Raw genomic sequence first — 24,647 nt, 5'->3', positions numbered from 1 at the left:
CCGATTTCATGCTCTTCTCGTCCGTGCTCGTCAGCCTCGCGCTCCCCGCCGCCTCACTCGTCCCACGGCAGGTCTCGGACCCGCTTCCCTCGATGCCGGGGCTGCTCCAGAGCCTGGTGGAAGGCCAGCTGGAACTCGCGGCGGCCCACGCTCTAGCGACCAGTCTTTCGTTGCCTGCTACAGCGTCGAGCGAGGCCACCTGCCGGGATCTCCAGCTCAACGCCTTCACGGAGAGCAGCCAGGACAATGTTTCGGTGGTGGTGGCCCCGGACGGCTCCCTCATGGCGGTCTGGCACAGCCGCAGACAGGAAGCCGGCACCTACGGGGTCCGCGCGCGCAGGGTGAACTCGAAGGGGGCGCTTCTCTCCGAGGAGGTCGCCGTCAACGAGACGACCGCGGGCATGCAGGTCGATCCGAGCCTCAGCCTCGATCCCAGCGGCGCCGCCTGGTTCACCTGGGTCTCGCGCGGCCAGGACGGTGATGGAGACGGCGTCTACGCCCGTCGATTCTCCAGCACACTGGACGCCGCGTGCCACGAGCTTCGCGTCGACGATATGTTCGAAGGCGATCAGTCGGAGCCCTCGATCGTGGCCCTCGAAGAGGGTCGAGCTCTCTGCGTGTGGACCGGACCCGCCGTGAACGACGACCAGGGCAAGTTCCGCGGACGGCGCGTCGCCTACGCGCGCTTTCTGGATCCGACCGGCAAGCCGAGCGGCGAGCGCATGACGCTCGACGTGGGCGAGGCTCTCGGAGCGCGAACGCCAGCGACCGCTCGCCTCCACGGGGGCGCGCTGGTGGCCCTCTCGACGTATGACGCCGCTGGCCGGCCCTCGGGGATCCGCCTCGTCGCGGTCAACGGCCAGGGACTCGTGAGTTCCGCCATCCGTATCGACGAGGGGCACGAAGGCGGCCTCCCGGTCGAGCCGAGCCTCAGCACCACGGAGGGCCGGGCGGCGATCGCGTGGCTCGAAACCGAGAGCGGCAACGTCAGCGGCGAATACGCGATTCACTGGCGAAGCCTCGCGACCGCGGGCACCGCGAGATGGTTCGCGCAGCCCAGGGGCAGCGGCGGCGCCGACGCCCCTCTCGCGGGGATCGACGTGGGTCCGATCCATTTGATCGACGCTCCCGGTGAAGGCTACACGAGCGGTCTCGCGATCGCGGCCAGCGGGCCGGAGACGGCCGTCATCTGGAGCCGCTACCTCGCGAGCGAGGGCGGTACGCCGCGTCTCTTCTGCGAGGTCACCTGCGTGGGCGAACCCCAGGACGACGAGACGCTGAGGACCGTTTTGGCTCCGCAGCGGGCCAGCGGTGTCCAGGAAGGCAAGCAAGCCCTCGCCGTCGGCGGCGCCAGCCAGCGAGCGGCGTTCCTCGCCGACGGGCGAATCGTGGCGGGATGGCACGGCGATGCCGAGCTCGGCGACAGCAGCGGCGCCCACCTTTCGTTCGTGGCGCTGGAGCGTGATGGGGAAGGCGCGCGGATCCTGGCCGATGCCGGAACGACGCCGGAGCACAGCCCCACGCCACGGCGCGTCCCTGAGACGGTTCACGCCGAGGCGCTGATCCCGCTCCCAGCGGCGGCTTCTGCGGATGCTTCCCCGGGCACTGACGACGCGGCCGCTCCCCATGAACCACCGACCTTCGACCCGAGGGACATCGCCACCGACGATCTCCACGAGGGCGTGCGCCGGAGCGTGGGCTCGGACATCGACTTCCTCGGCTTCGCCTCGACGGGCTGGACGCCCCCCGACCCTGAGATGGCGGTCGGCATGGATCACCTCGTCGTGATCGTGAACGGCGGGATTCGCTTCTACGACAAGCAGGGGACGCTGCTCTTCAACGACCAGATCGAAGGCGGCGGCGGCTTCTGGGGCAGCGTCGGCGCCACGAGCTTCGTCTTCGATCCCGAGGTCGTGTGGGATCCGTTCACCAACCGCTTCGTGGCCATCGCGGCGGAGCGCGAAGGCAGCAACTCCTACTACCTCCTCGCCATCTCCGACGACGGCGACCCGACGGGCAATTGGTTCAAGTACCGCCTCGACGTGACCCCGATCATCGGGGCCAACATCGACTCGGTGAACCTCTCTGTCGACAGCCAGGGGATCTACCTGACGGCGGATTTCTTCAGCCCGACACGGTACTTCATCTACATCGTCGACAAGGCGTCGGTGCTGAACGGCGGCACGCCTGTGACGACGAACACCACGATCACGGGCAACCACTCCATGGGCGCGCCGGTGAACTACGACGGGAACGCGAATTCGGCCTACTTCGTCTTCGCGCCGGAGACGTCGTCCTCGAGTTCGATCCGAATCTACGCAGTGGACGACCCGCTGGGAACTCCGTCGGTGCAGTTCGTCGACTTGGCCGTGCCCACGTACGGTCAGCCAGCCGACCCGCCACAGATGGGGACGAGCAGCCGGCCGAACCTCTTCGAAGCCCGCTTCTGGAGCGCGGTCCTTCGCAACGGCAAGCTCTGGGCCACGCATCACCAGGGAAGCCCGGCCCGCCAGCGCTGGTACGAGATCGACATGGCGGGCTGGCCGCAGTCCGGCCAGTCGCCGAGCGTTCTTCAGTCCGGGGACATCGATGGCGGCCCCGGAGTCTCGACGTACTTCGGCAGCCTCTGGGTGAACGACGCGGGCGCGATGGCGATGACGTTCGCTATGTCGTCGAGTTCGACCCCGATCTCGATGGCGCGTACGACCCGGAGTCCACTGGACCCCGCGGGAGTCACCGCGCCGATCGAGACCATCATCACCAGCACGAGCCCGGAGACCTCCGGGCGCTGGGGTGACTACAGCGCCACGAACGACGATCCCGCGGAAGCCGGGCGCTTCTGGGGCCACCACGAGTACCGCGAAAGCGGCTGGCGCACGCGCGTCGCGAGCTTCACGAGCTGCAACGGCGGCTTCGAGAACTACTGCGTCACGAGCCCGAACTCCGTCGGAAGCGGGGCGACGATCCTGGCGACGGGCTCCTCCAACCTCTCCGACAACTCGCTCACGCTCATCACCCAGGGCGCAGCGTCCGGGGTCTTCGGCGTGTTCTTCTATGGGGATGCCCAGGCGAACGCGCCCACCGGTGACGGCGTTCGCTGCGTGGGTGGTGACCTCTTCCGCCTCGGCGTGACCCAGTCGGATATCTTCGGCGGGTCCTTCTACAACGTCGACGTCACGATGCCACAGACGCCTGCGGCGATGATCACGGCTGGCAGCACCTGGAACTTCCAGTACTTCTACCGCGACGTCGTCCCGGGCGGGTCCGGTCAGAACTTCAGTGATGCCGTGGCCGTGACCTTCTGCGAATAGCCATACCCTTGACTCGATGACCCAACTCCTCCTCGGCCGCCTGATGGCCCGTCCGGAAGCTCAGATCACTCTCCTCGCGGGGACGGCGATCCTGTCGTTCGCCCTCGGCGTTCGCCCGACCACGTCGCTCGCCGATCAGGAAGGAGCGCCGGCCGCGGCGCCGATCGAAGCCGACGAGGCGGAGTGGGTCGCGCTCTTCAACGGAAAGGACCTGGAGGGCTGGACGCCGAAGTTCGCGGGTCAGAAGGCCGGTGAGAACTACCTCGACACGTTCCGCGTCGAGGACGGCCTCCTCCGGGTGGTCTACGACGGCTACGGGGACTTCGGCGCCAAGTTCGGGCACCTGTTCTTCAAGGAGCCGTTCTCGTCCTATGACCTGCGCGTCGTCTATCGTTTCCGCGAGGGCCAGGTCAAGGGCGGACCGGGCTGGGCCTTCCGCAACAACGGCGTCATGCTGCACGGGCAGACACCGGAGAGCATGGACGTGGACCAGGACTTCCCTGCGTCCATCGAAGCTCAGCTCCTCGGGCAGAATACGGGCGGCGGCGAACGTTCCAACGCGAACCTCTGCACGCCGTCGACCAACGTGGAGATAGGGGGCGAGGTCAAGCTCGACCACTGCATCCAATCCGGAGGGCCGACGAGTTACGGCGAGGACTGGGTCACCTTCGAGGTGCAGGTGCGCGGCAATCGCGTCATCCGTCACTACGTGAACGGCGAGAAGGTCATGGAGTACCAGCGGCCCCAGCTCGATCCGCGCGACCCGTACGCCAAGAAGCTCATCGAGGGCGGCGCAGAGATTCAGCTCTCGTCAGGCACGATCTCGATCCAGGCAGAGAGCCATCCGATCGACTTCAAGAGCATCGAGATCCACGTCGTCGAGAAAGACGCGGAGTAGTCCCTCCAGGAACCAAGAAGGGCCCGGCGCAGATCACTCCTCGTTGAGTGATCTGCGCCGGGCCCTTCTTCGTGGGGCTTCCGGGGATCAGTTGCCGAACTGCTTGAGGAAGTCCTGGGCCATCGCACCGACGTTCTCGGCCGATCCGGTGAAGCCCTTGATGGCGTCCATCTGGGCGGAAGGCGCCAGCGACTTCAGCTGATCGACGTTGATGCCGCCCATATCGCTGAGCTTCGAGCCGATGGCCTCGAGCGGGTTCTGCATGGCCTTCGTGGCGGTGGCTGCCATGCCCTTCACGGTGTCGCCCAGGTTGGTGGCCTTGTCGGCGTACTCCTTGAGCTGACCGAGGGCGGTGCCGTCGACCATGCCGCCGAGCTTCGACTGCCAGTCGGCGATGTTCGTGGAGAAGCCGGTGATCTCGCCGAGAGCGTTGGCGAGGGGCCCCGAGAGGGCGCCCGTCGAGGCGCAGCCGGTGAAGGAGAAGCCGGCGAGGAGGGAGAGAAGAAGCGCGGGCAGCGCGCGGAGGATCGAGTTGGACATGGAATGGAGTGGGGAATCAGAAGGGCGGGGACGACCCTCGGAGAATGAGCCGCCCTGCGACTCGTTTCTTGAACGTAAGAGGATAGCCAACTCCCCCACTCGATTGCCCTAACGGAATTGGCAGGGTCTGCGGGCTCGCGCCATGGGCGGAGGCTGGCCAGGGGAGGAACCAGGGGGGTAATAGGGGCGCCGGGACTCGAACCCGGATGGCCAAGGCCTTCGGATTTTAAGTCCGATGCGTCTACCAATTTCGCCACGCCCCCTCACCTGCGCTCGGCCGAGACCCGTGGTCCCCGCGGCGCACGATGGGGCCACATCCTAGCCAAGATTTACCAGTCCTGGATGGGCACCGACCAAAGAGTCGTCCATTCCTCGGGGCTGTTCAGCTGGTACTCGTTCTCGCCCGCGAAGAACAGGCGACCGCCCCATCCCACGTCGGGCGGCGTCGAAAGGCCCTCGATGTCGTGGAGCACCCTGCGACCGTTCTCGGCCATCCGCACGCGGTGGACGAAACCGCACGGCAGCGGCGTGAGCAGGAAGCCGCTCGTCCCGAAGCGCTCGACCTCGCAAATATCCTGATCGCGTGGCGGTTCCGGTCCGCTGTAGCCGAGGACGCGCCCGGTCGACAGGTCGAGTAGCGCCAGCCGGGAAGGTCCGTCGAGCGCGACAGCCACCAAGCGACCGTCCGCCGAGAACTCGAGCCCGTGGATCCCGCGGCGACGCTCACGCTCGGTGAGTTCCGGTGAGCCGGCCACGGGCCAATCCGGCTTCGGCACATCGAAGACGCGCAGCCACGCCGTGAGACCGTCGGAGAGGTGAGTCAGCGCGACCTCGTTCCCCAGGTGCGAGGTCGCCATCCACTGGCCGTCGGGGGAGAGCGCGATCTGTTCGACGAGCGAGAGGTGGGTCTCCATGAGGACCGGAATCTCGTCGCCGGTGCTCGCATCCAGAAGCCGCGGCCACCCATCGACGAGGAAGAGAACCCGCGATCCGTCCTCGCTCCAGGAGGTCTGCCGAACATCCACGACGAAGCCGGGCAGCTCCGCCGGCGGCGCCTCACCGGAAAGGTCGATCCCCGTTCCCACGCGCCGGATCAATTGACCGGCCCGGCCGAGGAGTGCCGCGCCGCTGAGAGCTTGGCCGACGACGATCCGCTCGGAGCCGGGACCGAAGCGAATGGTCGCCATCGCCAGCCCGGGATCCTCGACGGGCTCCCATCCAGGAAGCGCTCCCACGAGTTCCGGCGCACCACCCGTCTTCCAGTCCCAGAGCCAGACCCGATACCCGTAGTCGAGCATCGCCACGCGCTCGCCCGCGTCGTCGATGTCGAGGGAGATCACATCCTGTTCGTCGGCGGGGATTTCGTACTCGGCGAGAACTGCACCGGTCTCCTCGCCAAAAATGCGAACGGGCTGTCCGCGCGAAGTGCCGACGGCCACCGGCGCTCGCTGGGCCACGCGGGCTTCGGAGACGAAGCAGAGCTCGCTACCGGCGACCCTCCGCTCCCTCACCTCCAGCCCCGCCACGGGCACGCCGTCGGGAGTCTTCGAGGCCGGAGTGAACCGGGGCGCGACCGTGCCGGGCCGCGACCTGGGCCGTCCGGAAGGACGCGGCGCGGCCTTCCCAGCTTCGAACCCCGGCATCGGGATCCTCGCGCTCGGGGGCGGCACGGGCCGCGCGAAGCGTCCTCCTTCTTCGTTCCCACGCCCCGACGTTTGAACGCAGGACGCGACTCCTGCAAGCCAGAGGAGGCTCCACCCCATGCGCCACTTCCACTCGCCCGCGTGAGGTACCTCACCTTGTCGTCTTGCGCCGTCCATGGGCTCCATCTTGCCAGAAGACATGAGGTAGCGATGAAGCAGTCGAGACGTGGGTCGGTGACGAGACCGCTACTTCGGGATCAGCTGAATCACCAGCGTCCTTCTCGGCCCTGGCTCGAATTGGATCTCCACGGGAGCCTGGGGCTCGAAGCCAGGGACCTCCGGAACGGTGAGCAGGAACGTCCCTGCCTCGTCGAGTCCGATCCATACCTCGCGGCCGCCGGAGCCATGCATGGCGTACCTGGGCTCGCCATTCGCATCCGTCATCGACGGGTAGGCGTCGTCGGGCCACGGAATCTTGCGGTCTCCGTCCCGCAGCTCGAGGACCACGATGGCGCGGCGCCAGACCTGGAGAACCAGCTCGCCTCCGTCGACGGGAGTGAACTCGACTGCCTCGCTCACATAATCATGATTCGAAACCCTTGCCGAAAAGTCGCAGTCAGGCACGCGTAGCAGAAACTGGTTCGTGGTCGGGTCGCGCTCGACGCTCGCGCTGCTGTATCCATTGACACCCTCGGGCCGCCGAGGCGACCAGGAGATCCTCTCGATCTCCGGCACGTCCTCCCCTGTCGCTCGATCGACGACCGAGAGCGTCACCTCGACGGGCGCCGGCACGTGGAACTCGAAGTCGGAGAGTCCTTCCGGAGGAAGCTCCAGCGTCTCGGTGAAGTTGCGCTTCCCATCGGTCAGGGAGTACTGCCCGGTCTCGAGGCCCTCGAGAGTGAATTCGTAGGCCCCCGCGGAGCCTTCGACCGGACGCAGATCATGACGGCTCAGCTGCCTGCGCACCTGGGACCCTTGCTTCGAGGCAGAGAGCTGCTTGAGCATGAAGCGCGGCGAGTCGTCCTCCCATGCGGGCGGGACGAAGACCGTGCCCCCAAGACTCGCGAGCACGACCGGTTCGACCTCACTCACGGAGAGGGTGACCTTCGAGAGCGCCCCCGCGCTGACCTCGGCAGTCGCAGTCCCCAGGATCACGGGGGACCGGAACCACTCACCGAGTTCCACCGTGGCCTGGTACTCGCCTGGCGCAAGTGCGTCGTAGAGGATGCCCTGGGCCTTCGCGGACCGGTCCGAAACCAGATCGTTCGAGCGACGAAGTCGCAGCATCGCCCCCCGCGGTAGAGAACCTTCGAAGTCGACCTGGAGCTCACCGGCCCGCTCCAGCTCGATGCTCCGCTGACTCTCCTGGGAGAGGTCCACGGTGATCATCGACCACGCGTAGCCCTTCACTACCGCGACCAACGTCACGTTCGGAGAGGTGGCCAGGCGCCCGCTCGGCTGCAATAGCACGGGAGAGGACGAGCCCTCCGCAATCCGCGTGTAGCTCTGATCGGCGGGGTCGAGCCGAGGAGACAATCCGTTGGCCGACACGAACACGTCGACTTTCCCCAGGTGCGCGCCGGTTTCGCGATCGAGCACGGAAAGCTCGGTCGTCGCCGCCGACCGGACCGCTACCTCGAGGTCCTGCGACCCGAACGGAACCGCCTCGGAGTAGCCGACCACCTTCCCCTCGGCAGGATCGAAGAGAACCATCGATCGCCCGGCGATCGATTCAGGCGGGTCCACTCGCACCGTCATGGCGGAGGTGTCGTCGCCGAAGACCTCCCCCGATCCATCCGCCCAGAGCCCTTCCCCGTTGCGGCTCAGACTGAGTTCGAATCGTCCTCCCCGCACGGAAACCTTCACGGGCTTGCCGCGGCGATTGGCATGGATGAGGACCTTGATCTCGCCATCGAAGGCCATCTCCGCCGGGACGCCGTTGACGTACTCCACGAAGCGGCCCGTCACGGCAATGGCCGTTTCGGCCTCGGGCGAAGCCGCATCGGGGGCCTCGAGTGTCGGGAGCGAGCCCGCTGAATCCACGCCACTGCTCGCCACCGGCTCCGTGAGCCGCTCCCCTTCCACCTGCTCGACCTCTACCAGCTGATCCTCCGCACCCGGCAGCGGCGGCTCCATCTCACCAGCCTCCGCGGGGGCCTCTTGCACCACCGGAGCTGCCTGGGTCTCGTCATCCCGGAGAACGAAGAAGACTCCCGTCGCGATCATCGCGGCGACGGCGAACAGGAGGATCGCGGACCCGGGGGTCTTCGTACTGCTGGATGGAGCCATCCGCCCAGCCTACGTCGTCTCCGCCAATCCGTGACAGGATCGTGGCGCTGCAGAAGCGAAGCATCGAGCCTCCCCAAAATTCCTGGACGGCCGCGTAGTCTTGAGCCCCCATCGCTCGCGACCTCCGCGTCCCTACCTCGATCGACGACCCGCCCGTCGTCTCTTCCGACCATGCCCAAGACAACGAACTCGAAGTGCGCGGCCGTCCTGGGCCTGACCCTGCTGGGCTTCGCTCCCTTGCCGTCGATCTTCCATCGAGCGCCCGGCCTGGAGAGCGCGGTCGAGGAGCCAGCAACCCGTGACGACCAGAACGTCGCCTGCTCGCTCGACCTGAGCTTGCCCGGGACGATGAGCGACATCGTCTCCAACGCGCTCTACCGTGAAATGGGCGTGAAGGAAAGCGAGGTCCACGCCTACCTCAATCGCACCAGAAGCCAGTTCCCAACGGGTGACGCGCTCCTCGCCGCGGCCGCCAAGAACTTCGAGTTGAGCGAGGAAGCACTGACCGTTGCGGTCGAGAAGTACCGCCACTGCAACTGCTCGCACGCGCCGCTCGTCGCCGGTCAGATCGTTGCCCGTGAGGACTCCAAAGTACGCCCGCCCGTTTCCGTCGAAGCCACTCAGTTCGCGAAGGACGTCACCCTGCACGTGGTGCTGCACGAGCTGGCCCATGCCCTCGTCCGCGAGTTCGACCTGCCGGTCCTCGCGAACGAAGAGACCCTGGCGGACGCTTTCGCCACCCACTACCTCACCACCTACCTGCCCGACCGCGCCTTCGACGTCATCCGAGCGCGAACTCGTTCCTTGATGCAAGAAGCCAGCGAGGTCCCGCGGACCGAATGGACCGTGAGCGGCGAACACAACAGCGACGCGCGCCGCGCCTTCCAGATCGCCGCCGTCGCCGTCGCCGCAGATCCAGCCAAGTACCGCTCCATCGCCACGGAAGTGGGCATGTCCGAGGACGACATCCGAAGCGCAGCGGACTACGGAACCGAAATCCACCGCTCCTGGCGCCGCCTCCTGAAGAACTACCGGATGCCCGAGGGCATGCGCTCGTCCGAGGCGCGCGTTCGAAGGGATGAGTCGAGCGAGTTCCTCGACAACCTCTGCCAGGGCGGCCTCGCCGACGAACTCACCGAGGCGATCAAGAGCTTCGACTGGCACTCGACGGTGACGATCCACTTCGCGGAATCGGGCGGCGGCGCCTCCTGGAGCCGCTCCAAGCGAACGATCACGGTGAACAGCGAGTACGTGCAGCGCTTCGTGGCCCAGGGCAAGTCGCTGGAGCGCTGAGAGCCGAACTCCAGCGGCGATTCCATCTGAATGTTGACCCGCGCGTAACCGACCCTCTGCGGCGAGACCCCTACCACTCGAATCGGCGCCCGGTCCAGCGCTCGAACTCCTCGCGGCCGATCCGGAGAGCCGCGGCCCGTAGGCGTAGGTCCTCCTCGGAGTCTTCCGGGTAGCGGTGCCGCAGCCCTTGGATGCTGAGCTCCTCCACAGCGATGGACGCTTCTGACATCATCCTCCACTTCTCGTCGGGAGTCAGCGACTTCCAGTGCTGGAGGAGAAGCTCTTCAGCCCAGGGCTCGGTGTTCCGGGTGGATTCGTTGACGTGACGGGGCATGGTGCAAGGCTCCGGGGGGTCTCGAAGTCGGCTCGCGGCCCAGTTTTGAACACCCGTGGACCGACCAGGGGCCAGGGGAGGTCCAGCGGAGGGCCAACTCCTGGTGGTTGGCCCTCGACGGATGGGGGTTCGGCCGCTACATTTTCCGCCCGAGAGGCGGCATGGCCAAGTGGCTAAGGCGATGGATTGCAAATCCATTATTCCCCGGTTCGAATCCGGGTGCCGCCTCCATCTCCTCTTCCGCAAGGTGATGGGCTCTCCCGAAAGGTGATGGGCCCTCCCGCAAGGTGATGGCGTCCAGGATGGGATCAGGTCGCCACTATCTCGTAGCCGTCGCGGACGGTGTAGATCATCAGGCGTGTGCGGGCTCCGCCGTGGCGGCGCACCATTTCGATCAGCCAGTCCTCCTCCCCGGGCCACGGGTAGGCGTAGACCAGGTCGAAGTCCGCGATCTCCAGGCCCATCTCCGCATAGGCGTCCGCACCCTCCGTCGGGGTCATGTAGTCGGAGCCCAGGAGGTCCACGCTGTCCCGGTAGTCGAGGGGGACGAAGCTGCCCTCCACGAAAGTGGCCGACGAGTTCATCTCTTCGGCGAGGCGCTCCGCCGTGTCGACCAGGGTCGGCTCGATCTCGATCCCGTGGGCGTCGAAACCCAGGAGGTCCGCGATGATCGTGATCACGCCCGTCGCCGACCCGAGCTCCAGGAACGTGGTGGCGGACCGGCGCTGATCGCGGAGGACCTCGATCGCGAGGGCATGGTCGGCCGGGATGACGCGGTGGAAGACGCCCGCGTGCTCGTTGCAGTAGTCCCGCCAGATTTCGGCGCCAGCCAGGAGGAGGTCGTCGAAACGCCGGTCTTGCTTCATGGATCGATTAGACGCGGATCTTCTGCCAGCCGCCGTGGAAGAATCGACTTCCGAAGAGAAGCGCGCGGATCAGGAACTCGCCGCAGAGGCCGTACCAGATGCCCTCGAGGCCCAGACCCATCACCACGCCGAAGACGTAGGTCGCCGGCAGACGGACCGCGTAGCTGCTGAACGCCGTGATCAGGAAGACCCAGCGCGTGTCGCCCGCCCCGCGCAGGCTCTGCCGCACCACGATCGTGAACGCGAAGAAGACCTGGACCGCGCCGCAGATGAAGAGCAGCTTCGGCACCAGCTCCAGGTGAATGGGCTCGTTGGAAATGATCCGCGTCAGGGTCTCGCCCATCGTCATGAAGACCACCCCGAGCGTTCCCATCAGCGCCGCCGCGAAGGCCGCACAGGTGAGCACGGCGCGCCTGGCGCTGGCCGGATCCCCCGCCCCCAGGTACTGCCCGGTCAAGGTCGCCGCCGCCGTCCCGATCGCGAAGCCCGGCAGGAAACTGAACGATTCCCACTGGATCGCGATGATGTGCGCCCCCTGAAGGCCGCCATCCACGGCGATCCTCCCGATGAAGAGCAGCACGATCAGGTTGACCGCCCACATGGCGATCCCCTCGGCGAAGTTCGGAACGCCCACGCGCAGGAAGCGCACGATCATCACGCGCCGCGGCCGCAGCTCGCTCCGCTCCAGCGCCAGATCCGGCACGCCCTTCATCAGCGCCTTCCAGGTCCAGATCGCTCCGACTGCGTAGCCGATCGACGTCCCCGCCGCGATCCCCGCCACGCCCATGTCGAACGAGAAGGGGTTCACCAACAGGGTCCCCTCCGGCGCGAAGTTCCCCGGCAGCGATCCAAGATCGATGTCGGCGCCCGACAGAGCCCAGGACATCACCGCGTTCACCAGGTTGACGAGCACGGCAATCGTGGCGGGCTTACGCGTCTCCCCGGCGCCATGCAGGCACATGGCGCCCACGAGCATCACGGCCGCCACCGGCATCGACAGCGCCAGCACGCGCAGGTAGTCGGACAGCAGCACGCCCGCCACCGGCGTCAGCCCCGTCCACTCCGCGAGCCACGGCGCCGCTCCCCACAGGATCAGCCCGACCCCGAGCCCCCACACGAGGCTCACGCCCATCGCCTGCCCGAGCGCGTGCCGCGCCTCGTCGTTGCGCCCCGCGCCCATCGCCCGCGCGATGATCGCCTGACCGCCAATGCCGAGTCCGCTCATCGCGATCCCGATGAACCAGCCCATGTAGGATCCGATCCCGATCGCGTCGAGCGCCGCCACGCGAACCTCTTCGTCGAGGTGCCCCGCGAACAGCTTGTCCGTCATGCCGACGAACGCCTGAAGCAGCTGCTGGATCATCACCGGCAGAGCGAGCACCAGGATCGCCGATCCCATCGTTCGCCCGGCCAGCGCGCCGGACTGGATGGAGTGGCCCGGCTTGAGCGAAGGAGTGGGCGAGGGCGTCACGGCGAGGAGAGTAGTCCTTTCTTCTTCGCCGGTAGGCGCGGGAGCCAGCGATTCGAACGAACGTTACGCTCGGGTGCATGTGGAACCGCTTCTTCTTCGCCGCCGGGCTCCTGGGCGTGCTCAGCGCCTGCCGGTCCACGGCTCTGTCGCTCGATTCAGACAAGGATCCGGCGGCTCCCTACCTCGTGGTTCTCGGCACCGCCCAGGACGGCGGACTGCCGCAGATGGCCTGCCGCCAGCCCTGCTGTGAGGCCGCACGCCGGGACCCCGCCCGCCGCCGCTTGGTGACGAGCCTCCTGCTCGTGGACCCGCGCCCGGCGCCGGAGTCAGGATCGGATTCAGGGTCGAGCTCGGGCCGCCGCTGGATCTTCGACGCCAGCCCCGACCTCCCGCTCCAGGTCGAGCGCGCCCGCGGCCACGGAGGGCCCGCGCTCGACGCGCCCGGCCGCCCCGAGCTCTTCGACGGCGTCTTCCTGACCCACGCCCACGTCGGTCACTACGCCGGCCTGATCCAGTTCGGCCGCGAGGTCTACGGCTCGGCGCCCGTCGACCTCATCGGCACCCCGCGCATGACGGAGTTCCTTCGGACGAACGGCCCCTGGAGCCTCCTCTTCGACGGCGGGCACGCGAACGCCGTGACGCTGACCGTCGACCAGCCCTACGAGCTGGCGGACGACCTGCGCGTCACCGCGCTGAAGGTCCCCCACCGCGACGAGTTCAGCGACACCGTCGGCTTCCTCATCGAAGGGCCCACGCGCGCCGCGCTGTACCTGCCCGACATCGACAAGTGGAACCGCTGGGAGCGGCCGCTCGCGGAGGTGCTGGAGAACGTGGATCTCGCGTTCCTCGACGGCACCTTCCACGGCCCGGAGGATCTACCTGGCCGCGACATGGCGGAGGTCCCGCACCCGTTCATCGTGGAAACGATCGAGGCGCTAGCGGATGAGCCAGCGCCTCTCTTGAACAGGGTGTACTTCACCCACCTGAATCACTCGAACCCGGCGGCCGATCCGGCGAGCAAGGCCGCCGCGGCCGTTCGAGCGAGCGGCGCGCACGTCCTCGAGGAGGGCGCGCGCTTCGCTCTGTAGTCGCGCGGCTTAGAAGTACGCGACCCGCGCCTGGCGGAACGAGATCAGCTGACTCGTCGCCTCGTCCCAGAGCTGAAGCCTGAGCGCCTTGATGCCTTCCCAGAGCGTCACCTCGCGCGCCTTGGCGCCGACGGCCTCGATCGCCTTGTGGCAGCTCTCCAGGTGGTAATTCGGCACCCGCGGCGCGAGGTGGTGGATGTGGTGGAAGCCAATGTTGCCGGAGAACCACTGCAGGATCTTCGGCAGCTTGCAGAACGAGCTGCCCTCCAGCGCGGCGACGCCGAAGTCCCAGTCCGCGTTCTTGGCCCAGTAGGTGTCCTCGAACTGGTGCTGGACGTAGAAGAGCCAGACGCCGGCGCCCATGGCCACGCTCACGATGCCGAGCTGCAGGAGCAGGAAGGTCGAGGTGCCGAAGACCCAGCACATCGAGGCGACCATCGCAGCCAGCGCCACGTTGGTCCAGCGCGTCGCAAGAACTTCCTTCCGGGGAGCGTTCTTGCGCGGGAAGCGCTCGAGCACGAGGAACAGGAACAGCGGCGCGATCACGAGGAGCACGATCGGGTTGCGCACGAAGCGGTAGCCGAACTTCTTCCAGCGCGACGCGGCCTTGTACTCGCTCACGGTCATCGTCCACACGTCGCCGGTTCCGCGCCGGTCGAGGTTGCTGCAGGTGCCGTGGTGCACCGCGTGCTCGCCGCGCCAGTGGTGGTAGGACGTGAAGGTGAGCAATCCGGTGATGACGCCGATGATCGTGTTCCAGCGCTCGGACTGGAAGAACGAGCTGTGTCCGCAGTCGTGGCTGATGATGAACACACGCACCAGGACACCGGCCGCCACGAGAGCGAACGGAAGCGTCAGGAGCCAGGACACCTGGACGGTGAAGTACATGATCGCCCAGAGAGCCACGTAAGACCCCACCGAGTTGATCACCTGCCAGGTCGCCTTGCCTGTGTGCGACTGCTGGAACTTGCGCGTCTCTGCTTTGACCGAAGCGATCATCGCCTTGGTCTCGTCGCGCAACGCACGACCTTTCTGGGCGGCGTTCTCGAAGTGGCTGATTGTCTGCTGCATCGCCGAAGATTGTACGGGCTAACGGGGTGCTCCTGAATACGAACAGGGACCCAGTTCTGAAGGTGTCAAGCGCACTTCCGCACGCCCCCTCAGTGGTTCGGCCAGTTGACGGCGAAAACGCGCCGCTTTTCCGCCGTTTCCGGACCGAATCGACGATTTCAGCGCCCCTGGACCCCCCTTTCCGCGAGGTGCTCCCAGAGTTCCTTCGGTATGGAACTTGTCGCATGCGTCAGGTTGGCGTGCACTTCCTCGGGGCTGCGGCAGCCCATGAGCACGGACGTGACGATCTCGTGCCGGAGGGGGAACTGCAGGGCCGCCGCCTCCAGGGCGACATCGAACTCCTTGCAGGCTTCGCGCAGCGTGTCGCGGCGCTGGATGAGCTCCGCGGGCGCGTCAGCGTAGTTGTACGTGCCGCCGCCCGCGAGCAGACCCGAATTGAACGCGCCGCCGATGACGATCGAGGTGCCCGCGCGCTCGCACGCGGGAAACAGGCGGGACAGCGCGGGCTCCTGTTCGAGCAGCGTGTAGCGCCCCGCGAGCAGGAACATGTCCCACTGCGCGCGATCGAGCGCTTCCATCAGCACCTCGACCTCGTTCACGCCGATCCCGATCGCGCCGATCTTGCCCGCGTCGCGCAGCTCCAGCAGCGCGCGTACGCCGCCGTTCATGGCGTCCTCGAAATGGCGTCCGTGGTCATCGCCGTAGGTCATACGACCGATGTCGTGCAGGAACAGCGCGTCGACCCGCGCGAGGCCGAGGCGCTGGAGACTGTCCTCGAAGCTCCGGTGCACCGCGTCGTAGCCGTAGTCGGGCCGCGGCGCGAAGGGCAGCTTGGCGGGCCAGCCGGGCCAGTCCCCCGGCGCGTGCTGCGCGGACTCCAGGAGGCGTCCGACCTTCGTGGAGAGCACGAACGGTCCGTCGAAGTCGCGGAGCGCATCCCCCACCCGCCGCTCGGCGCAGCCGAAGCCGTACCAGGGAGCGGTGTCGAAGAAGCGAATCCCTCCGTCGATCGCGGCCTGAACGGTGGCGCGCGCCACGGATTCCGCGACGGGCTCGAACATCCCTGCCAGTGGCGCGGTGCCAAGCCCGATTCGAGTGACGGAGACGTCCGTGCTGCCGAGGGTGCGCTGTTCCATGGAAGAGAGCATACTCGTCCGCATGCTCCACGATTCCCAGACGACCCTGCTGTGCGTGCCGACGCGCTTCGAACTCGATCGGCTGCGCGTGCTCGCGCCCGAAGCCGTGGCGCCCGAGCGGTGGGCCGGGGTCGCGGTGATCGGTTTCGGCCCCGTGGCCGCCGCCGCCGCGGTGTCGAGGCTGATCGCCCAGCGCGCGCCGAAGCACCTGATCCTCGCCGGAATCGCCGGGACCTACGGGGCCGCGAGTGAAGCTGGCAGCGCGATCACGTTCGGGAGCGTCGCGATGGACGGCGTCGGCGCCGGAGAAGGCGCCGCCTTCGTCCGCCCGAGCACGATGGGCTTTCCGCAGTGGGAAGGGAAGCTGCGGGACGATGAGTCCGCTGTGGCCGCGGTCTTCGATCGACTGGACCTCGAATCCGAAGGCCCCGAGCTCCTCACGGTCGCCGCGGCCGCCGACGGCAGCGCGATGCTGGAAGCGCGGCGCGCGCGCTTCCCCGACGCGGTGGCCGAGGACATGGAGGGCTTCGGCGTGGCCCTGGCCGCCGCGATGGGCAACGTCGGCGTCTCGATCGTCCGCGGTTTCTCGAACGTGGCGGGGAACCGCGACCCGAAGACGTGGGCCATCGACGACGCGCTGGGCGCGGTCGCCGAATGGCTCGAGCGATAGAACCGTGGGTGTGGCCCCATTCGGCCGAGACGGCCTTGCTCCAGTCGGCCGCGAAGGCCTTTCCTCAGTCGGCCGAGACGGCCTTGTTGCGGAGCACGCCGAGGCCTTCGACCTCGACTTCCATCAGGTCGCCGGGCTGGATGTAGATCGGCGGCTTGTGCGCGAAACCGACGCCGGGGGGCGTTCCGGTCGAGATGAGGTCGCCCGGCTCCAGCGTCACGAAGCCCGACAGGTACGAGACGAGTTCGGGCACGTTGAAGATGAGCTGGCTCGTGCTGGAGTCCTGGAGCGTCTTGCCGTTCATCCGGAACTGGATGCGAAGCTCGTGCGGGTCCGCGATCTCGTCGGCGGTCGCGATGAAAGGCCCCGTCGGACAGAAGGTCTCGCAGGACTTGCCGCGCTGCCACTGGCCGTCGGCGAACTGGAAGTCGCGCGCCGACACGTCGTTGATGTTGCAGTACCCGAGGACGTGGTCCATGGCGTCCGCTTCGCTGACGTCGGTCGCGGTCTTGCCGATGACGACGCCGAACTCGGCCTCGTAGTCCACTTCCTTCGCGCCGCGCGGAAGCTTGACGTCCGCGTCCTGGCCCACGACGCAGCTGGAGAATTTGCTGAAGACGAGCGGGTACTTCGGAATCTCCATGCCGCTCTCCTCCGCGTGATCGCGGTAGTTGAGGCCGATGCAAATCACCTTGCCCGGTCGCGGGATGGGCGACAGGAGTTCTACGCCAGCCAGCGGCAGCACCGCACCCGCCGCCTGAAGCTTCGCCACGTCCGCGCCCTCCACGAGCCGACGCGCGCTCTGATGGCAGGCACCGTCCGTGTCCATCCAGTCGAGGGGCCCGTCAGCGCCCGGCAGGCCCGCAGCTTCGTGCTGGAAATCGAGGACGAGGTCGCCGTCGAGGAGAGCTCCGGTGGAGAGCTGGCCGTCGCGATGGAAGGAGACGATTTTCAAGGGGAGCACGTGGGCAAGGGGCCGCGGAGGCAGTGCCTCGTGGGGCACCGTTTCAGGGCGAAAGAGGATAGCCTCCAGGCGCCAGCCGTGCGGTTGGGCATTACGGGCACCTTATCGGGCAACCCAAGGAGTGCATCGGGTCCCCGAAATGTCTCGGCGGTGGCGCGTAGGATCCGGACCCGATGAAGATCCTCCTCGCCGTTTGTCCGTGGATGCTCCTGGCCTGCTCGGCTGAGGAGTCGAGTGGCCCGACCCTTCACACCATCGAGCGCGGCAGCGTGACCCAGGAGGCGGTAGCGATCGGCAAGATCATGCCCAGGGTCCGGGTGCCCATCCACAGCCCATGGAGCGGAGTGGTCACCGAGCGCCCCGTTCAACTCGGCAGTCGCGTCGCAGCCAAGGATCCGCTCATCGAGGTAAGGCCTCAGCTCACCGACCGCGACAGGCTGATGGCAAGACGAAGCCTCGCCGGCGCCGAAGAAGGGCTCGAAGCCGCCGTGGAACTCAGCGAGGGTCAGAACCTCCTGGGACAGGCGATGCGGATCGTCCAGGGCAAGCCCCAGCTCACCCGCCTCCAGGCCCAGGCCGAGCGAAGTCGACGGGCGACCCAGGTCGAGCTGGAGCTGCTCCTGAACGGTGAGGCAGAGGACGAGGGCTTGACCCTCGACTGGTTCGTGCGCGCGCCCATCTCGGGGACGGTGGTCGAACTTCCGGTCGAACTCGGCGAACCCATCACGCCTGCCTCCAACTTCGGGCCGGGCTCGCTCCTGATGACCATCGCGGATCTCGATCACCTCGTCATGCGAGCGACGGTGGACGAGCTCGACGCGGGCCGACTGGTCCCCGAGATGCAGGCGCGCATCGAGCTCGGCGCGCTCCCGGGCGTGCTGCTGAAGGGTAGCCTCCGGGAGATCTCCCTCATCGCAGGCGAGAAGAACGGCGCCTCCGTCTTCGATGTCACCCTCGATGTGACGCCGACGGAGGAAGCGACGCTGCGGGCGGGCTACTCCGCGGTGGCGCGCATCACGGTGGCGCAAGCCCTCGACGTCCCCGTGGTCCCAGAGCGCTACGTGGAGTACAGCTCGGGGCCGGAGGGCTTGACCGCAAGCGTCCAGGTTACCTCCGAGGACGGCACGCCCAGATCCCAGATCATCCGCACAGGCGTCAGCGACGGACTCGTCGTGGAGATCGTCAGCGGCCTCGCGGTCGGAGACAGAATCCTCGTCCCATGAGACGCCGCACGCTCATGACCCTCCTGGGTGTGGCCTGGGGAACCTTCTCCACGGTGGCGCTCCTCTCCTTCGGGGAAGGGCTCGAGAAGGAGATGGTCCGACGGGCCGAAGGCATGGGTCGCGGCATCATGATCCTCTGGCCCGGTACGACGTCACGGTCTTCCAGGGGCATGCCTGAGGGGCAGCGTATTCGCCTGCTGCCTTCGGATACAGCTCGGCTCCGCACCGAGGTCCAGGGCCTCGAAGCGGTCTGCCCCGAGTTCCTGCGGTCCGAACCCGTCGTGCACGGCGAGAAGGTCTTCCGCGCCATGCTCGCGGGGGTCGGGGAGAACTACGGAGAGCTTCGGTCCATGGACCCGGCGCCCGGCGGCCGGTTTCTGTCTGCGCGAGACGTCGAAGAAGAGCGCACCACGGCTTTCCTCGGCGACCGGATCGGCGAAGAACTCTTCCCCGGGTCGAACCCCGTCGGGCAGCGCGTCGTCATCGGAGGGACGCAGTTCACGATCGTAGGCGTCATGCAATCCAAGGTCCAGGACTCGGACTACGATGGCAAGGACTCGATGCGCGTCTGCCTTCCGGTGACCACTTTCCAGCGGCGCTTCGGAACCCGGTATCTCGACAACTTCGTTCTTCGGCCCCGCGATTCCGCAGCGGCTGAGGACGTGATGCGCGACGCGACGAAGGTCCTCGCGGCCGCCAAGGGTTTCGATCCGGAGGACGAGGCCGCCCTTCGCTGGTGGGACACGACGAAGGGCGATCAAGTGCGGCGCTACGCGTTCCTCGCCATGGACGTGATGACGGGCGGAGCAGGCATCCTCACCCTGCTCGTCGGCGGGCTGGGGCTCGCGAACCTGATGTTCTTGCGCGTGAGAGCGCGCACCGAGGAAATCGGGCTCATGATGGCGCTCGGTGCGACGCGCCGGCGCGTGCTGATCGGCGTCCTGGGCGACGCTCTGGGCCTCACGGCCGTGGGCGGCGCGATCGGCGCGGCGGCCGCCGTGGGCGCTGGCTGGCTGGTGAGCTCCAGCCCCTTGCGGGAGAGCGTCGGATCGCCGGAGGTGGCGCCGTGGCTGGCGCTGGGGACGGTGGCCGGGCTCGCCTTCCTCGGCGTCCTGGCCGGCTGGTTTCCTGCACGACGGGCTGCACGACTCGATCCCGTCCTCGCGCTCGGAGGCCACCCGTGATCGGCTGGGTGCTCGGGAGCCTCTGGGCGACCCGCATCCGCATGGGACTCGTGGCCCTCGGCGTTCTCTGGGGGACGCTCGGGCTTGCGTCGCTCCTCGCCTTCGGCCAGGAGATGACGCGCGCCACGACCGGGACCATCGGGAACTTCGGCGAGGACCTGTTTCGCGTCATGGGCGGCGCCAGAACGAAGCCCTGGCAGGGACGCCGCGCCGGAACGCCGGTACGCCTGGAAGCGAGCGATGCGAAGGCTGCGCGAAGGCTGCCGGGAATCCGGGGCGCGGTGCTGGAACTCGAATACGGACAGACGGCGTTCCGCGCGGGAGCGGCGCGCTTCAGCGGCGGACTCTCGGGCGCGTCGGCTGAGTTCGGGGACCTGCGGTCTCGGTACGTCCGTGAGGGTGGACGCTTTCTCTCCGCGCTCGACTCCCTGGAGAAGCGACGCGTGGCGTATCTCGGCGCCGGCGTGGCCTCGGCGCTCTTTGGCGAACGCGACGCGGTGGGCGAGGAGATCGAGGCGCTCGGCACGCGCTTTCTCGTGGTGGGTGTCGCGCCCGAGTACGTGCAGATCAGCAGCTACAACGGCCAGGACAGGGACAAGGTGTACGTTCCGGACACGACGCTGCGGGCCTTGACGGGGGTGCGCTACGGCTCTTTGATCGTGGGTCTCGAGAACGCGGACGAGGCTTCCGAGGTACGGCGCGCGCTGTACGCCAGTCTGGGGACGAGGCACGGCTTCGCCCGGGACGATGATGCCGCCCTGCGGATCATCGACTACGTGGCTCTCCAGGAACGAATTGGCTCCATCCTCGCGGGCAATCGCTCGCTCACGGCGGTCGTCGGGGTCCTGGGCTTCCTGGTCGCCGCCCTCGGAATCGCCAACGCCACCTGGGCCCACGTCGAGGAGCAACGGCGTGAGATCGCGCTCGCCATGGCCCTGGGCGCGCGGCGCCTGCACGTGGTGCTACCGCCGCTCCTGGAGGGAGCCTTGACCGCGCTGGCGGGCGGCCTCATCGGCCTCGGCCTGGCCGCCGCAGCGTTCGCCGCGGCCGCCACGCTCGACGTCCCCCTGGAGGTCAGGGCTTACTTCGGCACCCCGGGAGTCTCGCTCCCGCTCGGTCTCGGGATCGTGCTCTTGCTGACCGTGGTGGGCGTGCTCTCCGGCTGGTTCCCCGCCCGCATGGCCGCCTCCGTCGACCCCGTGGAGGTGCTTCGGGATGAGTGATCCGGTGATTCAGATGTCGGGCATCGGCCGCGACTACGCCGGCGCCGAGTCGAACGCCTCGGGTGTAGAGACCACCGTGCGCGCCCTGCGCGACATCGACCTGGAGGTCCTACGCGGCGAGGCGCTCGCCGTGCTCGGGCCGTCCGGGTCCGGCAAGTCGACGCTCCTCAACCTCCTGGGTCTGCTCGACACCCCGACCCGCGGCTCCTACCGGCTCGATGGCCGCGAGGTGAGTACGCTCGACCTGAAGGAACTCGCGAGAGCGCGCAATCAGAAGATCGGCTTCGTCTTCCAGCGCTTCCATCTGGTCCCGCGTCTCGACGCCATCGAAAACGTGGCGTTGCCGCTCCGCTTCGCGGGCATCAGGCGGCGAGAGCGTCGTCGCCGCGCCGCCGAGCTTCTGGAGAAGCTCGGACTCTCGGACCGCGCCACGCATCGCCCGGCGGAGCTCTCCGGCGGTCAGCAGCAGAGAGTCGCGATCGCGCGCGCCATGGTCTGCCAACCGTCCCTACTTTTGGCGGACGAACCGACGGGCGCCCTCGACCAGTCGACGGGGAGCGCCATCCTGGACCTCTTGACGGAGCTCCACGCCGAGGGGATGACCCTGATCGTGGTCACCCACGACGAGGCCCTGGGCGCACGCTTGCCCCGCCGCATCAGGATGCTGGACGGCGCGGTGCTGACGGACGAGATCGTTGGATCGTGAAGAGCTACGAAGGCCTTCTCGCCACGCGCGTCTCGAACTTCGCTACAGCAGCCCGAACTGATGGAAATGATGGGCGGTGTGATGGCGAACCAGCGCCTTCAGCGTCTCCGCCTCCACCTGTCCATAAAGAACGTGCCGACAGACGCCACTCAGCCCCTTTAGCTCAAAGAGGCCCGAGCGCAGCCGCTCGGCCGCCGGTTCGAAGGCGGCCGCAGCGCTCGGACTCACCTGGATCTCGCCGAGCGTGCGCAAGTTCCTGGGCGTCGCGGTCGGAGACTTCGCCAGAACACGCTTGAGGAACAGGGGGCCGAGGAGGCGCGCCATGATGCGCACAGGTCGTGAGACCGTCAGGCGACCGAGGTAAAGGTCCACGAACCGCGCGCAGTGCTCCAGCATGGAAGCGGCGTTCAGCTTCCCCCAGGCGGGCACAGTGCCTGGATCCAAGCGATCGATCGCCTCGATCAAATCATCGAGCGTGGGAGTATCGGCGGTGGGCGGTGGGAGGTCGAGCATGGCGGTCGTACGATCGACCTCAATGAGTGTTTCCAGCGCCCTGGCTTAGCCCACGAGGATCACGTAGAGCGCTTTCGGTCCGTGGACGCCCACCACCAGCTCCAGCTCGATATCTGCGGTCCTGGACGGGCCCGTGATGAACGTGATGCAGCGTGGCGGCGTGGCCGCGCCCTCGCCGAAGCGTTCGAACACGTGGTCCAGCGTGGGGACGACCTGGTCGCGGCGGACGATGGCGAGGTGGACATCGGGGACCAGGGAGGTGAGGCGGTTGCGCTCGTCGGCCGTTGACATCACCAGCGTGCCCGTTTCCGCGACCGCCGCGTAGACCCCGCTGATACCGGCGTCGCAGTGGAAGAGGTCCTCGCGCGCCGATGTGTCGTCCAGGACCTCGCCTTCGAAGCCGGCGGCCGCGTCCCTGGCCAGCGCGAGGTCCGAGACGGCCAGCGTCTTCACGCCCAGGTCGGAGACGATCGAGTGAACCGCGGCGGGGACACCGCCTGCGCTGGAGACGGCGATCACCTTCGCGCCGGTCATCGCGATCCGCTCGGCGAAAACGTCGGCATCGAAGGCGTCGAGCCCGGCGGCGCGGAGAACCGGCGGCAGCGGCAGGTCCTCGCGCTTCGCCTCTCGGCCGGCCAGGGACGAGCGAACGCGCTCGAGCACCAGCTCGCGATCGCTCTTCGGATCAACCACGGAGGACCTCCTTCGTCGGCGCGTTCGCGTGGCCTGGGCCGTCTTTGGAGAGGCCCTCGCCAGAGAGGCCATCGTTCCAGAGTTCGCGGAACGAACGTTTGGCGAGCGGACGCGGCGCGCGCGTTTCCATCCAGGCACCGAGCGGCGAGATCGAGCGCTGGACGGCACGGGACGTGAACCCCTTGCCGATCGCCGCGCCCTGGAGCATCCGGCCCGTCGCCAGGAATCGCCGGTAGCGGCCGGGGTTCTCCATTGTGCGAGCCCACGCGCGGAAGCCAACTTTCTCCAGGCGCCCGCGCCGGCCATCGTTCACCGCCTGCGCGCGCAGCCGCAGCAGCGACTTCGGGATGTCGATCTTCACGGGACAGACGTCACGGCACGCCGAGCAGAGGCTCGACGCATAGGGCAGCTCGGCGGACTGCTCGCCCTTCGCGAGGTGCGGCGTCAGGATCGCTCCGATCGGCCCGCCGTAGACGGCCCCGTAGGCGTGCCCGCCGACCGCGCGGTACACGGGGCAAGCGTTCTGGCACGCCCCGCAGCGGATACAGCTCAGGGTTTGCCGATCGGTCGGGTGCGCGAGCAGATCCGCGCGACCGTTATCGACGAGGATCACGTGCATCTCCTCGGGGCCTTCCTGGCTGTCATCGACCCCGGTCAGGATCGACTGGTAAACGGTCAGCCGCTGGCCGGTTCCCGAACGCGGCAGGAGCCGCAGGTAGAGCCCGAGGTCCGCCATACGCGGGATCAGCTTCTCGATGCCCATCAGCGCGACGTGGATCTTCGGCACGCTGGTCGCCAGGCGAATGTTGCCCTCGTTCTCCAGCACCAGGATCGACCCGGTCTCGGCGATCCCGAAGTTGGCGCCGCTGATGCCGAGCGAGGCCTTCGCGAAGCTTTCGCGCAGCAGGCGGCGCGCGATCGCGGTCAGCTCGGTAGGCACGTTCGTGCGCTCGACGCCGAGCTCCTTCACGAAGATGTCGGCCACGTCGTCGCGGGAGAGGTGCAGCGCGGGCGCCACGATGTGCGACGGCATCTGGCCGCCGAGCTGAAGGATGCGCTCGCCGAGGTCGGTTTCGAGCGGCTCGTAGTCGCGCGCCTCCAGAGCGTGGTTCAGCTCGATCTCCTCGGTGACCATGGACTTCGCCTTGACAATGGGGCCGGGCCCGGCGCGCTCGGCGAGATCGAACACGATCTTCGACGCAGCCTTGCCGTCGCGGGCCCAGTGGACCGTGACGCCGCGGGCGGTCGCGCGCTCCTCGAACTGCTCCAGGTACTCCGGCAGGTTCTCCAGAACGTGGGCCTTGATATCCCGGGCGCGGCTGCGCCAGGACTCCCAGTCGGGGACCTCCGCCAGCGCGCCCGCGCGGCGCTCGGAGATCGTGTTCGTGGCCTTCGCCACGGCCGCGACCTGTTTCACGTTCGCCAGAGCACTGCGGGCTCGATCTCGGAAGGCGTGGGGCGCGTGGGAATCCAGCATGGGGGTGGGCTCGGTGGGCGTGGACGCTACCCTTCCAGGCGGCCACCACACTAT

Annotated in this window: 21 protein-coding genes and 2 tRNA genes; 10 read left to right on the top strand and 13 right to left on the bottom strand. The window is 67.7% G+C overall.

Annotation, left to right across the window (positions count from 1 at the left end):
• Positions 1–8: 8 nt before the first annotated feature.
• Together Poly30_RS00830 and Poly30_RS00825 are read left to right on the top strand one after the other, a co-directional pair.
• Positions 9–3,311: a hypothetical protein gene (locus tag Poly30_RS00830; RefSeq protein ID WP_145194127.1), complete on the top strand. Its 3,303-nt coding sequence runs from the start codon at positions 9–11 to the stop codon at positions 3,309–3,311.
• Positions 3,312–3,327: 16 nt separating this feature from the next.
• A complete protein-coding gene (locus Poly30_RS00825) occupies positions 3,328–4,209 on the top strand; it encodes a 3-keto-disaccharide hydrolase (RefSeq protein ID WP_419190794.1) in 882 nt (293 codons plus the stop codon).
• An 87-nt stretch (positions 4,210–4,296) separates the two neighbouring features.
• Here Poly30_RS00825 and Poly30_RS00820 read toward each other — a convergent pair whose 3' ends face one another.
• The 4 genes from Poly30_RS00820 to Poly30_RS00805 form a co-directional block, all read right to left on the bottom strand.
• Positions 4,297–4,749 carry a hypothetical protein gene (locus tag Poly30_RS00820; protein WP_145194126.1) on the bottom strand — a complete coding sequence of 151 codons (453 nt, stop codon included), beginning with the start codon at positions 4,747–4,749 and terminating at the stop codon, positions 4,297–4,299.
• A gap of 181 nt (positions 4,750–4,930) precedes the next feature.
• A tRNA-Leu gene (locus Poly30_RS00815) sits at positions 4,931–5,012 on the bottom strand.
• A 66-nt stretch (positions 5,013–5,078) separates the two neighbouring features.
• Positions 5,079–6,392 carry a WD40 repeat domain-containing protein gene (locus tag Poly30_RS00810; RefSeq protein WP_145194125.1) on the bottom strand — a complete coding sequence of 438 codons (1,314 nt, stop codon included), beginning with the start codon at positions 6,390–6,392 and terminating at the stop codon, positions 5,079–5,081.
• 246 nt (positions 6,393–6,638) lie between these two features.
• A complete protein-coding gene (locus Poly30_RS00805) occupies positions 6,639–8,681 on the bottom strand; it encodes a hypothetical protein (RefSeq protein ID WP_145194124.1) in 2,043 nt (680 codons plus the stop codon).
• A gap of 171 nt (positions 8,682–8,852) precedes the next feature.
• On the opposite strand from Poly30_RS00805, the gene Poly30_RS00800 reads away from it, so the two are divergent.
• Positions 8,853–9,974, top strand: a complete 1,122-nt coding sequence (locus Poly30_RS00800; RefSeq protein WP_145194123.1) for a DUF4344 domain-containing metallopeptidase — start codon at positions 8,853–8,855, stop codon at positions 9,972–9,974.
• 70 nt (positions 9,975–10,044) lie between these two features.
• On the opposite strand, the gene Poly30_RS00795 is transcribed toward Poly30_RS00800, so the two are convergent.
• Positions 10,045–10,308, bottom strand: a complete 264-nt coding sequence (locus Poly30_RS00795; protein WP_145194122.1) for a hypothetical protein — start codon at positions 10,306–10,308, stop codon at positions 10,045–10,047.
• 155 nt (positions 10,309–10,463) lie between these two features.
• Between Poly30_RS00795 and Poly30_RS00790 the strand changes: the two genes are divergently transcribed.
• A tRNA-Cys gene (locus tag Poly30_RS00790) sits at positions 10,464–10,539 on the top strand.
• Between the two features lie 77 nt (positions 10,540–10,616).
• Here the strand turns inward: Poly30_RS00790 and Poly30_RS00785 are convergent.
• Together Poly30_RS00785 and Poly30_RS00780 are read right to left on the bottom strand one after the other, a co-directional pair.
• The gene (locus tag Poly30_RS00785) at positions 10,617–11,174 is read right to left on the bottom strand and encodes a methyltransferase domain-containing protein (protein ID WP_145194121.1); all 558 of its coding nucleotides are present in this window, start codon (positions 11,172–11,174) and stop codon (positions 10,617–10,619) included.
• Positions 11,175–11,181: 7 nt separating this feature from the next.
• Positions 11,182–12,645, bottom strand: coding sequence for an MATE family efflux transporter (locus tag Poly30_RS00780; protein ID WP_145194120.1), 1,464 nt, complete (start codon positions 12,643–12,645; stop codon positions 11,182–11,184).
• A 77-nt stretch (positions 12,646–12,722) separates the two neighbouring features.
• Between Poly30_RS00780 and Poly30_RS00775 the strand changes: the two genes are divergently transcribed.
• Entirely contained in the window at positions 12,723–13,733 is a 1,011-nt protein-coding gene (locus Poly30_RS00775; RefSeq protein WP_145194119.1) for an MBL fold metallo-hydrolase, read from the top strand.
• Between the two features lie 9 nt (positions 13,734–13,742).
• Here Poly30_RS00775 and Poly30_RS00770 read toward each other — a convergent pair whose 3' ends face one another.
• On the bottom strand, positions 13,743–14,804 hold the full coding sequence (locus tag Poly30_RS00770; RefSeq protein WP_145194118.1) for a fatty acid desaturase: 1,062 nt from the start codon (positions 14,802–14,804) through the stop codon (positions 13,743–13,745).
• Between the two features lie 158 nt (positions 14,805–14,962).
• Positions 14,963–15,940 (bottom strand): aldo/keto reductase, encoded by a 978-nt coding sequence (locus Poly30_RS00765; RefSeq protein ID WP_145194117.1) that lies wholly within the window; start codon positions 15,938–15,940, stop codon positions 14,963–14,965.
• A gap of 22 nt (positions 15,941–15,962) precedes the next feature.
• Between Poly30_RS00765 and Poly30_RS00760 the strand changes: the two genes are divergently transcribed.
• Positions 15,963–16,610, top strand: coding sequence for a phosphorylase family protein (locus Poly30_RS00760; RefSeq protein WP_145194116.1), 648 nt, complete (start codon positions 15,963–15,965; stop codon positions 16,608–16,610).
• A 64-nt stretch (positions 16,611–16,674) separates the two neighbouring features.
• Here Poly30_RS00760 and Poly30_RS00755 read toward each other — a convergent pair whose 3' ends face one another.
• Positions 16,675–17,565 carry a fumarylacetoacetate hydrolase family protein gene (locus Poly30_RS00755; protein WP_145194115.1) on the bottom strand — a complete coding sequence of 297 codons (891 nt, stop codon included), beginning with the start codon at positions 17,563–17,565 and terminating at the stop codon, positions 16,675–16,677.
• 182 nt (positions 17,566–17,747) lie between these two features.
• Between Poly30_RS00755 and Poly30_RS00750 the strand changes: the two genes are divergently transcribed.
• From Poly30_RS00750 to Poly30_RS00735, 4 genes are read left to right on the top strand one after another with little or no spacing between them, the layout of a single operon-like run.
• Positions 17,748–18,797 (top strand): efflux RND transporter periplasmic adaptor subunit, encoded by a 1,050-nt coding sequence (locus tag Poly30_RS00750; RefSeq protein WP_145194114.1) that lies wholly within the window; start codon positions 17,748–17,750, stop codon positions 18,795–18,797.
• On the top strand, positions 18,794–19,981 hold the full coding sequence (locus Poly30_RS00745) for an ABC transporter permease (RefSeq protein ID WP_145194113.1): 1,188 nt from the start codon (positions 18,794–18,796) through the stop codon (positions 19,979–19,981). The genes Poly30_RS00750 and Poly30_RS00745 overlap by 4 nt, the downstream gene beginning before the upstream one ends.
• The gene (locus tag Poly30_RS00740) at positions 19,978–21,204 is read left to right on the top strand and encodes an ABC transporter permease (RefSeq protein ID WP_145194112.1); all 1,227 of its coding nucleotides are present in this window, start codon (positions 19,978–19,980) and stop codon (positions 21,202–21,204) included. Before Poly30_RS00745 ends, Poly30_RS00740 begins: the two co-directional genes overlap by 4 nt.
• On the top strand, positions 21,197–21,910 hold the full coding sequence (locus Poly30_RS00735; protein ID WP_145194111.1) for an ABC transporter ATP-binding protein: 714 nt from the start codon (positions 21,197–21,199) through the stop codon (positions 21,908–21,910). Before Poly30_RS00740 ends, Poly30_RS00735 begins: the two co-directional genes overlap by 8 nt.
• 42 nt (positions 21,911–21,952) lie before the next feature.
• Here the strand turns inward: Poly30_RS00735 and Poly30_RS00730 are convergent, their stop codons facing one another.
• From Poly30_RS00730 to Poly30_RS00720, 3 genes are read right to left on the bottom strand one after another with little or no spacing between them, the layout of a single operon-like run.
• Positions 21,953–22,423 (bottom strand): DUF1569 domain-containing protein, encoded by a 471-nt coding sequence (locus tag Poly30_RS00730; RefSeq protein ID WP_145194110.1) that lies wholly within the window; start codon positions 22,421–22,423, stop codon positions 21,953–21,955.
• 45 nt (positions 22,424–22,468) lie between these two features.
• A complete protein-coding gene (locus Poly30_RS00725; RefSeq protein WP_419190793.1) occupies positions 22,469–23,116 on the bottom strand; it encodes a LutC/YkgG family protein in 648 nt (215 codons plus the stop codon).
• Positions 23,109–24,593, bottom strand: a complete 1,485-nt coding sequence (locus Poly30_RS00720; protein WP_145194108.1) for a LutB/LldF family L-lactate oxidation iron-sulfur protein — start codon at positions 24,591–24,593, stop codon at positions 23,109–23,111. Before Poly30_RS00720 ends, Poly30_RS00725 begins: the two co-directional genes overlap by 8 nt.
• Positions 24,594–24,647 lie beyond the last annotated feature (54 nt).

Origin of the sequence: Saltatorellus ferox (genome assembly GCA_007751475.1) — a bacterium.
Taxonomy (GTDB): domain Bacteria; phylum Planctomycetota; class UBA1135; order UBA1135.
This window is presented reverse-complemented; position numbering and strand designations above follow the sequence as displayed.

Coding starts and splice junctions, on each gene's coding strand:
- Poly30_RS00830 (WP_145194127.1), top strand. CDS start 9: ATGCTCTTCTCGTCCGTGCTCGTCAGCCTCGCGCTCCCCGCCGCCTCA.
- Poly30_RS00825 (WP_419190794.1), top strand. CDS start 3,328: ATGACCCAACTCCTCCTCGGCCGCCTGATGGCCCGTCCGGAAGCTCAG.
- Poly30_RS00820 (WP_145194126.1), bottom strand. CDS start 4,749: ATGTCCAACTCGATCCTCCGCGCGCTGCCCGCGCTTCTTCTCTCCCTC.
- Poly30_RS00810 (WP_145194125.1), bottom strand. CDS start 6,392: ATGCCGGGGTTCGAAGCTGGGAAGGCCGCGCCGCGTCCTTCCGGACGG.
- Poly30_RS00805 (WP_145194124.1), bottom strand. CDS start 8,681: ATGGCTCCATCCAGCAGTACGAAGACCCCCGGGTCCGCGATCCTCCTG.
- Poly30_RS00800 (WP_145194123.1), top strand. CDS start 8,853: ATGCCCAAGACAACGAACTCGAAGTGCGCGGCCGTCCTGGGCCTGACC.
- Poly30_RS00795 (WP_145194122.1), bottom strand. CDS start 10,308: ATGCCCCGTCACGTCAACGAATCCACCCGGAACACCGAGCCCTGGGCT.
- Poly30_RS00785 (WP_145194121.1), bottom strand. CDS start 11,174: ATGAAGCAAGACCGGCGTTTCGACGACCTCCTCCTGGCTGGCGCCGAA.
- Poly30_RS00775 (WP_145194119.1), top strand. CDS start 12,723: ATGTGGAACCGCTTCTTCTTCGCCGCCGGGCTCCTGGGCGTGCTCAGC.
- Poly30_RS00770 (WP_145194118.1), bottom strand. CDS start 14,804: ATGCAGCAGACAATCAGCCACTTCGAGAACGCCGCCCAGAAAGGTCGT.
- Poly30_RS00765 (WP_145194117.1), bottom strand. CDS start 15,940: ATGGAACAGCGCACCCTCGGCAGCACGGACGTCTCCGTCACTCGAATC.
- Poly30_RS00760 (WP_145194116.1), top strand. CDS start 15,963: ATGCTCCACGATTCCCAGACGACCCTGCTGTGCGTGCCGACGCGCTTC.
- Poly30_RS00750 (WP_145194114.1), top strand. CDS start 17,748: ATGAAGATCCTCCTCGCCGTTTGTCCGTGGATGCTCCTGGCCTGCTCG.
- Poly30_RS00745 (WP_145194113.1), top strand. CDS start 18,794: ATGAGACGCCGCACGCTCATGACCCTCCTGGGTGTGGCCTGGGGAACC.
- Poly30_RS00735 (WP_145194111.1), top strand. CDS start 21,197: ATGAGTGATCCGGTGATTCAGATGTCGGGCATCGGCCGCGACTACGCC.
- Poly30_RS00730 (WP_145194110.1), bottom strand. CDS start 22,423: ATGCTCGACCTCCCACCGCCCACCGCCGATACTCCCACGCTCGATGAT.
- Poly30_RS00720 (WP_145194108.1), bottom strand. CDS start 24,593: ATGCTGGATTCCCACGCGCCCCACGCCTTCCGAGATCGAGCCCGCAGT.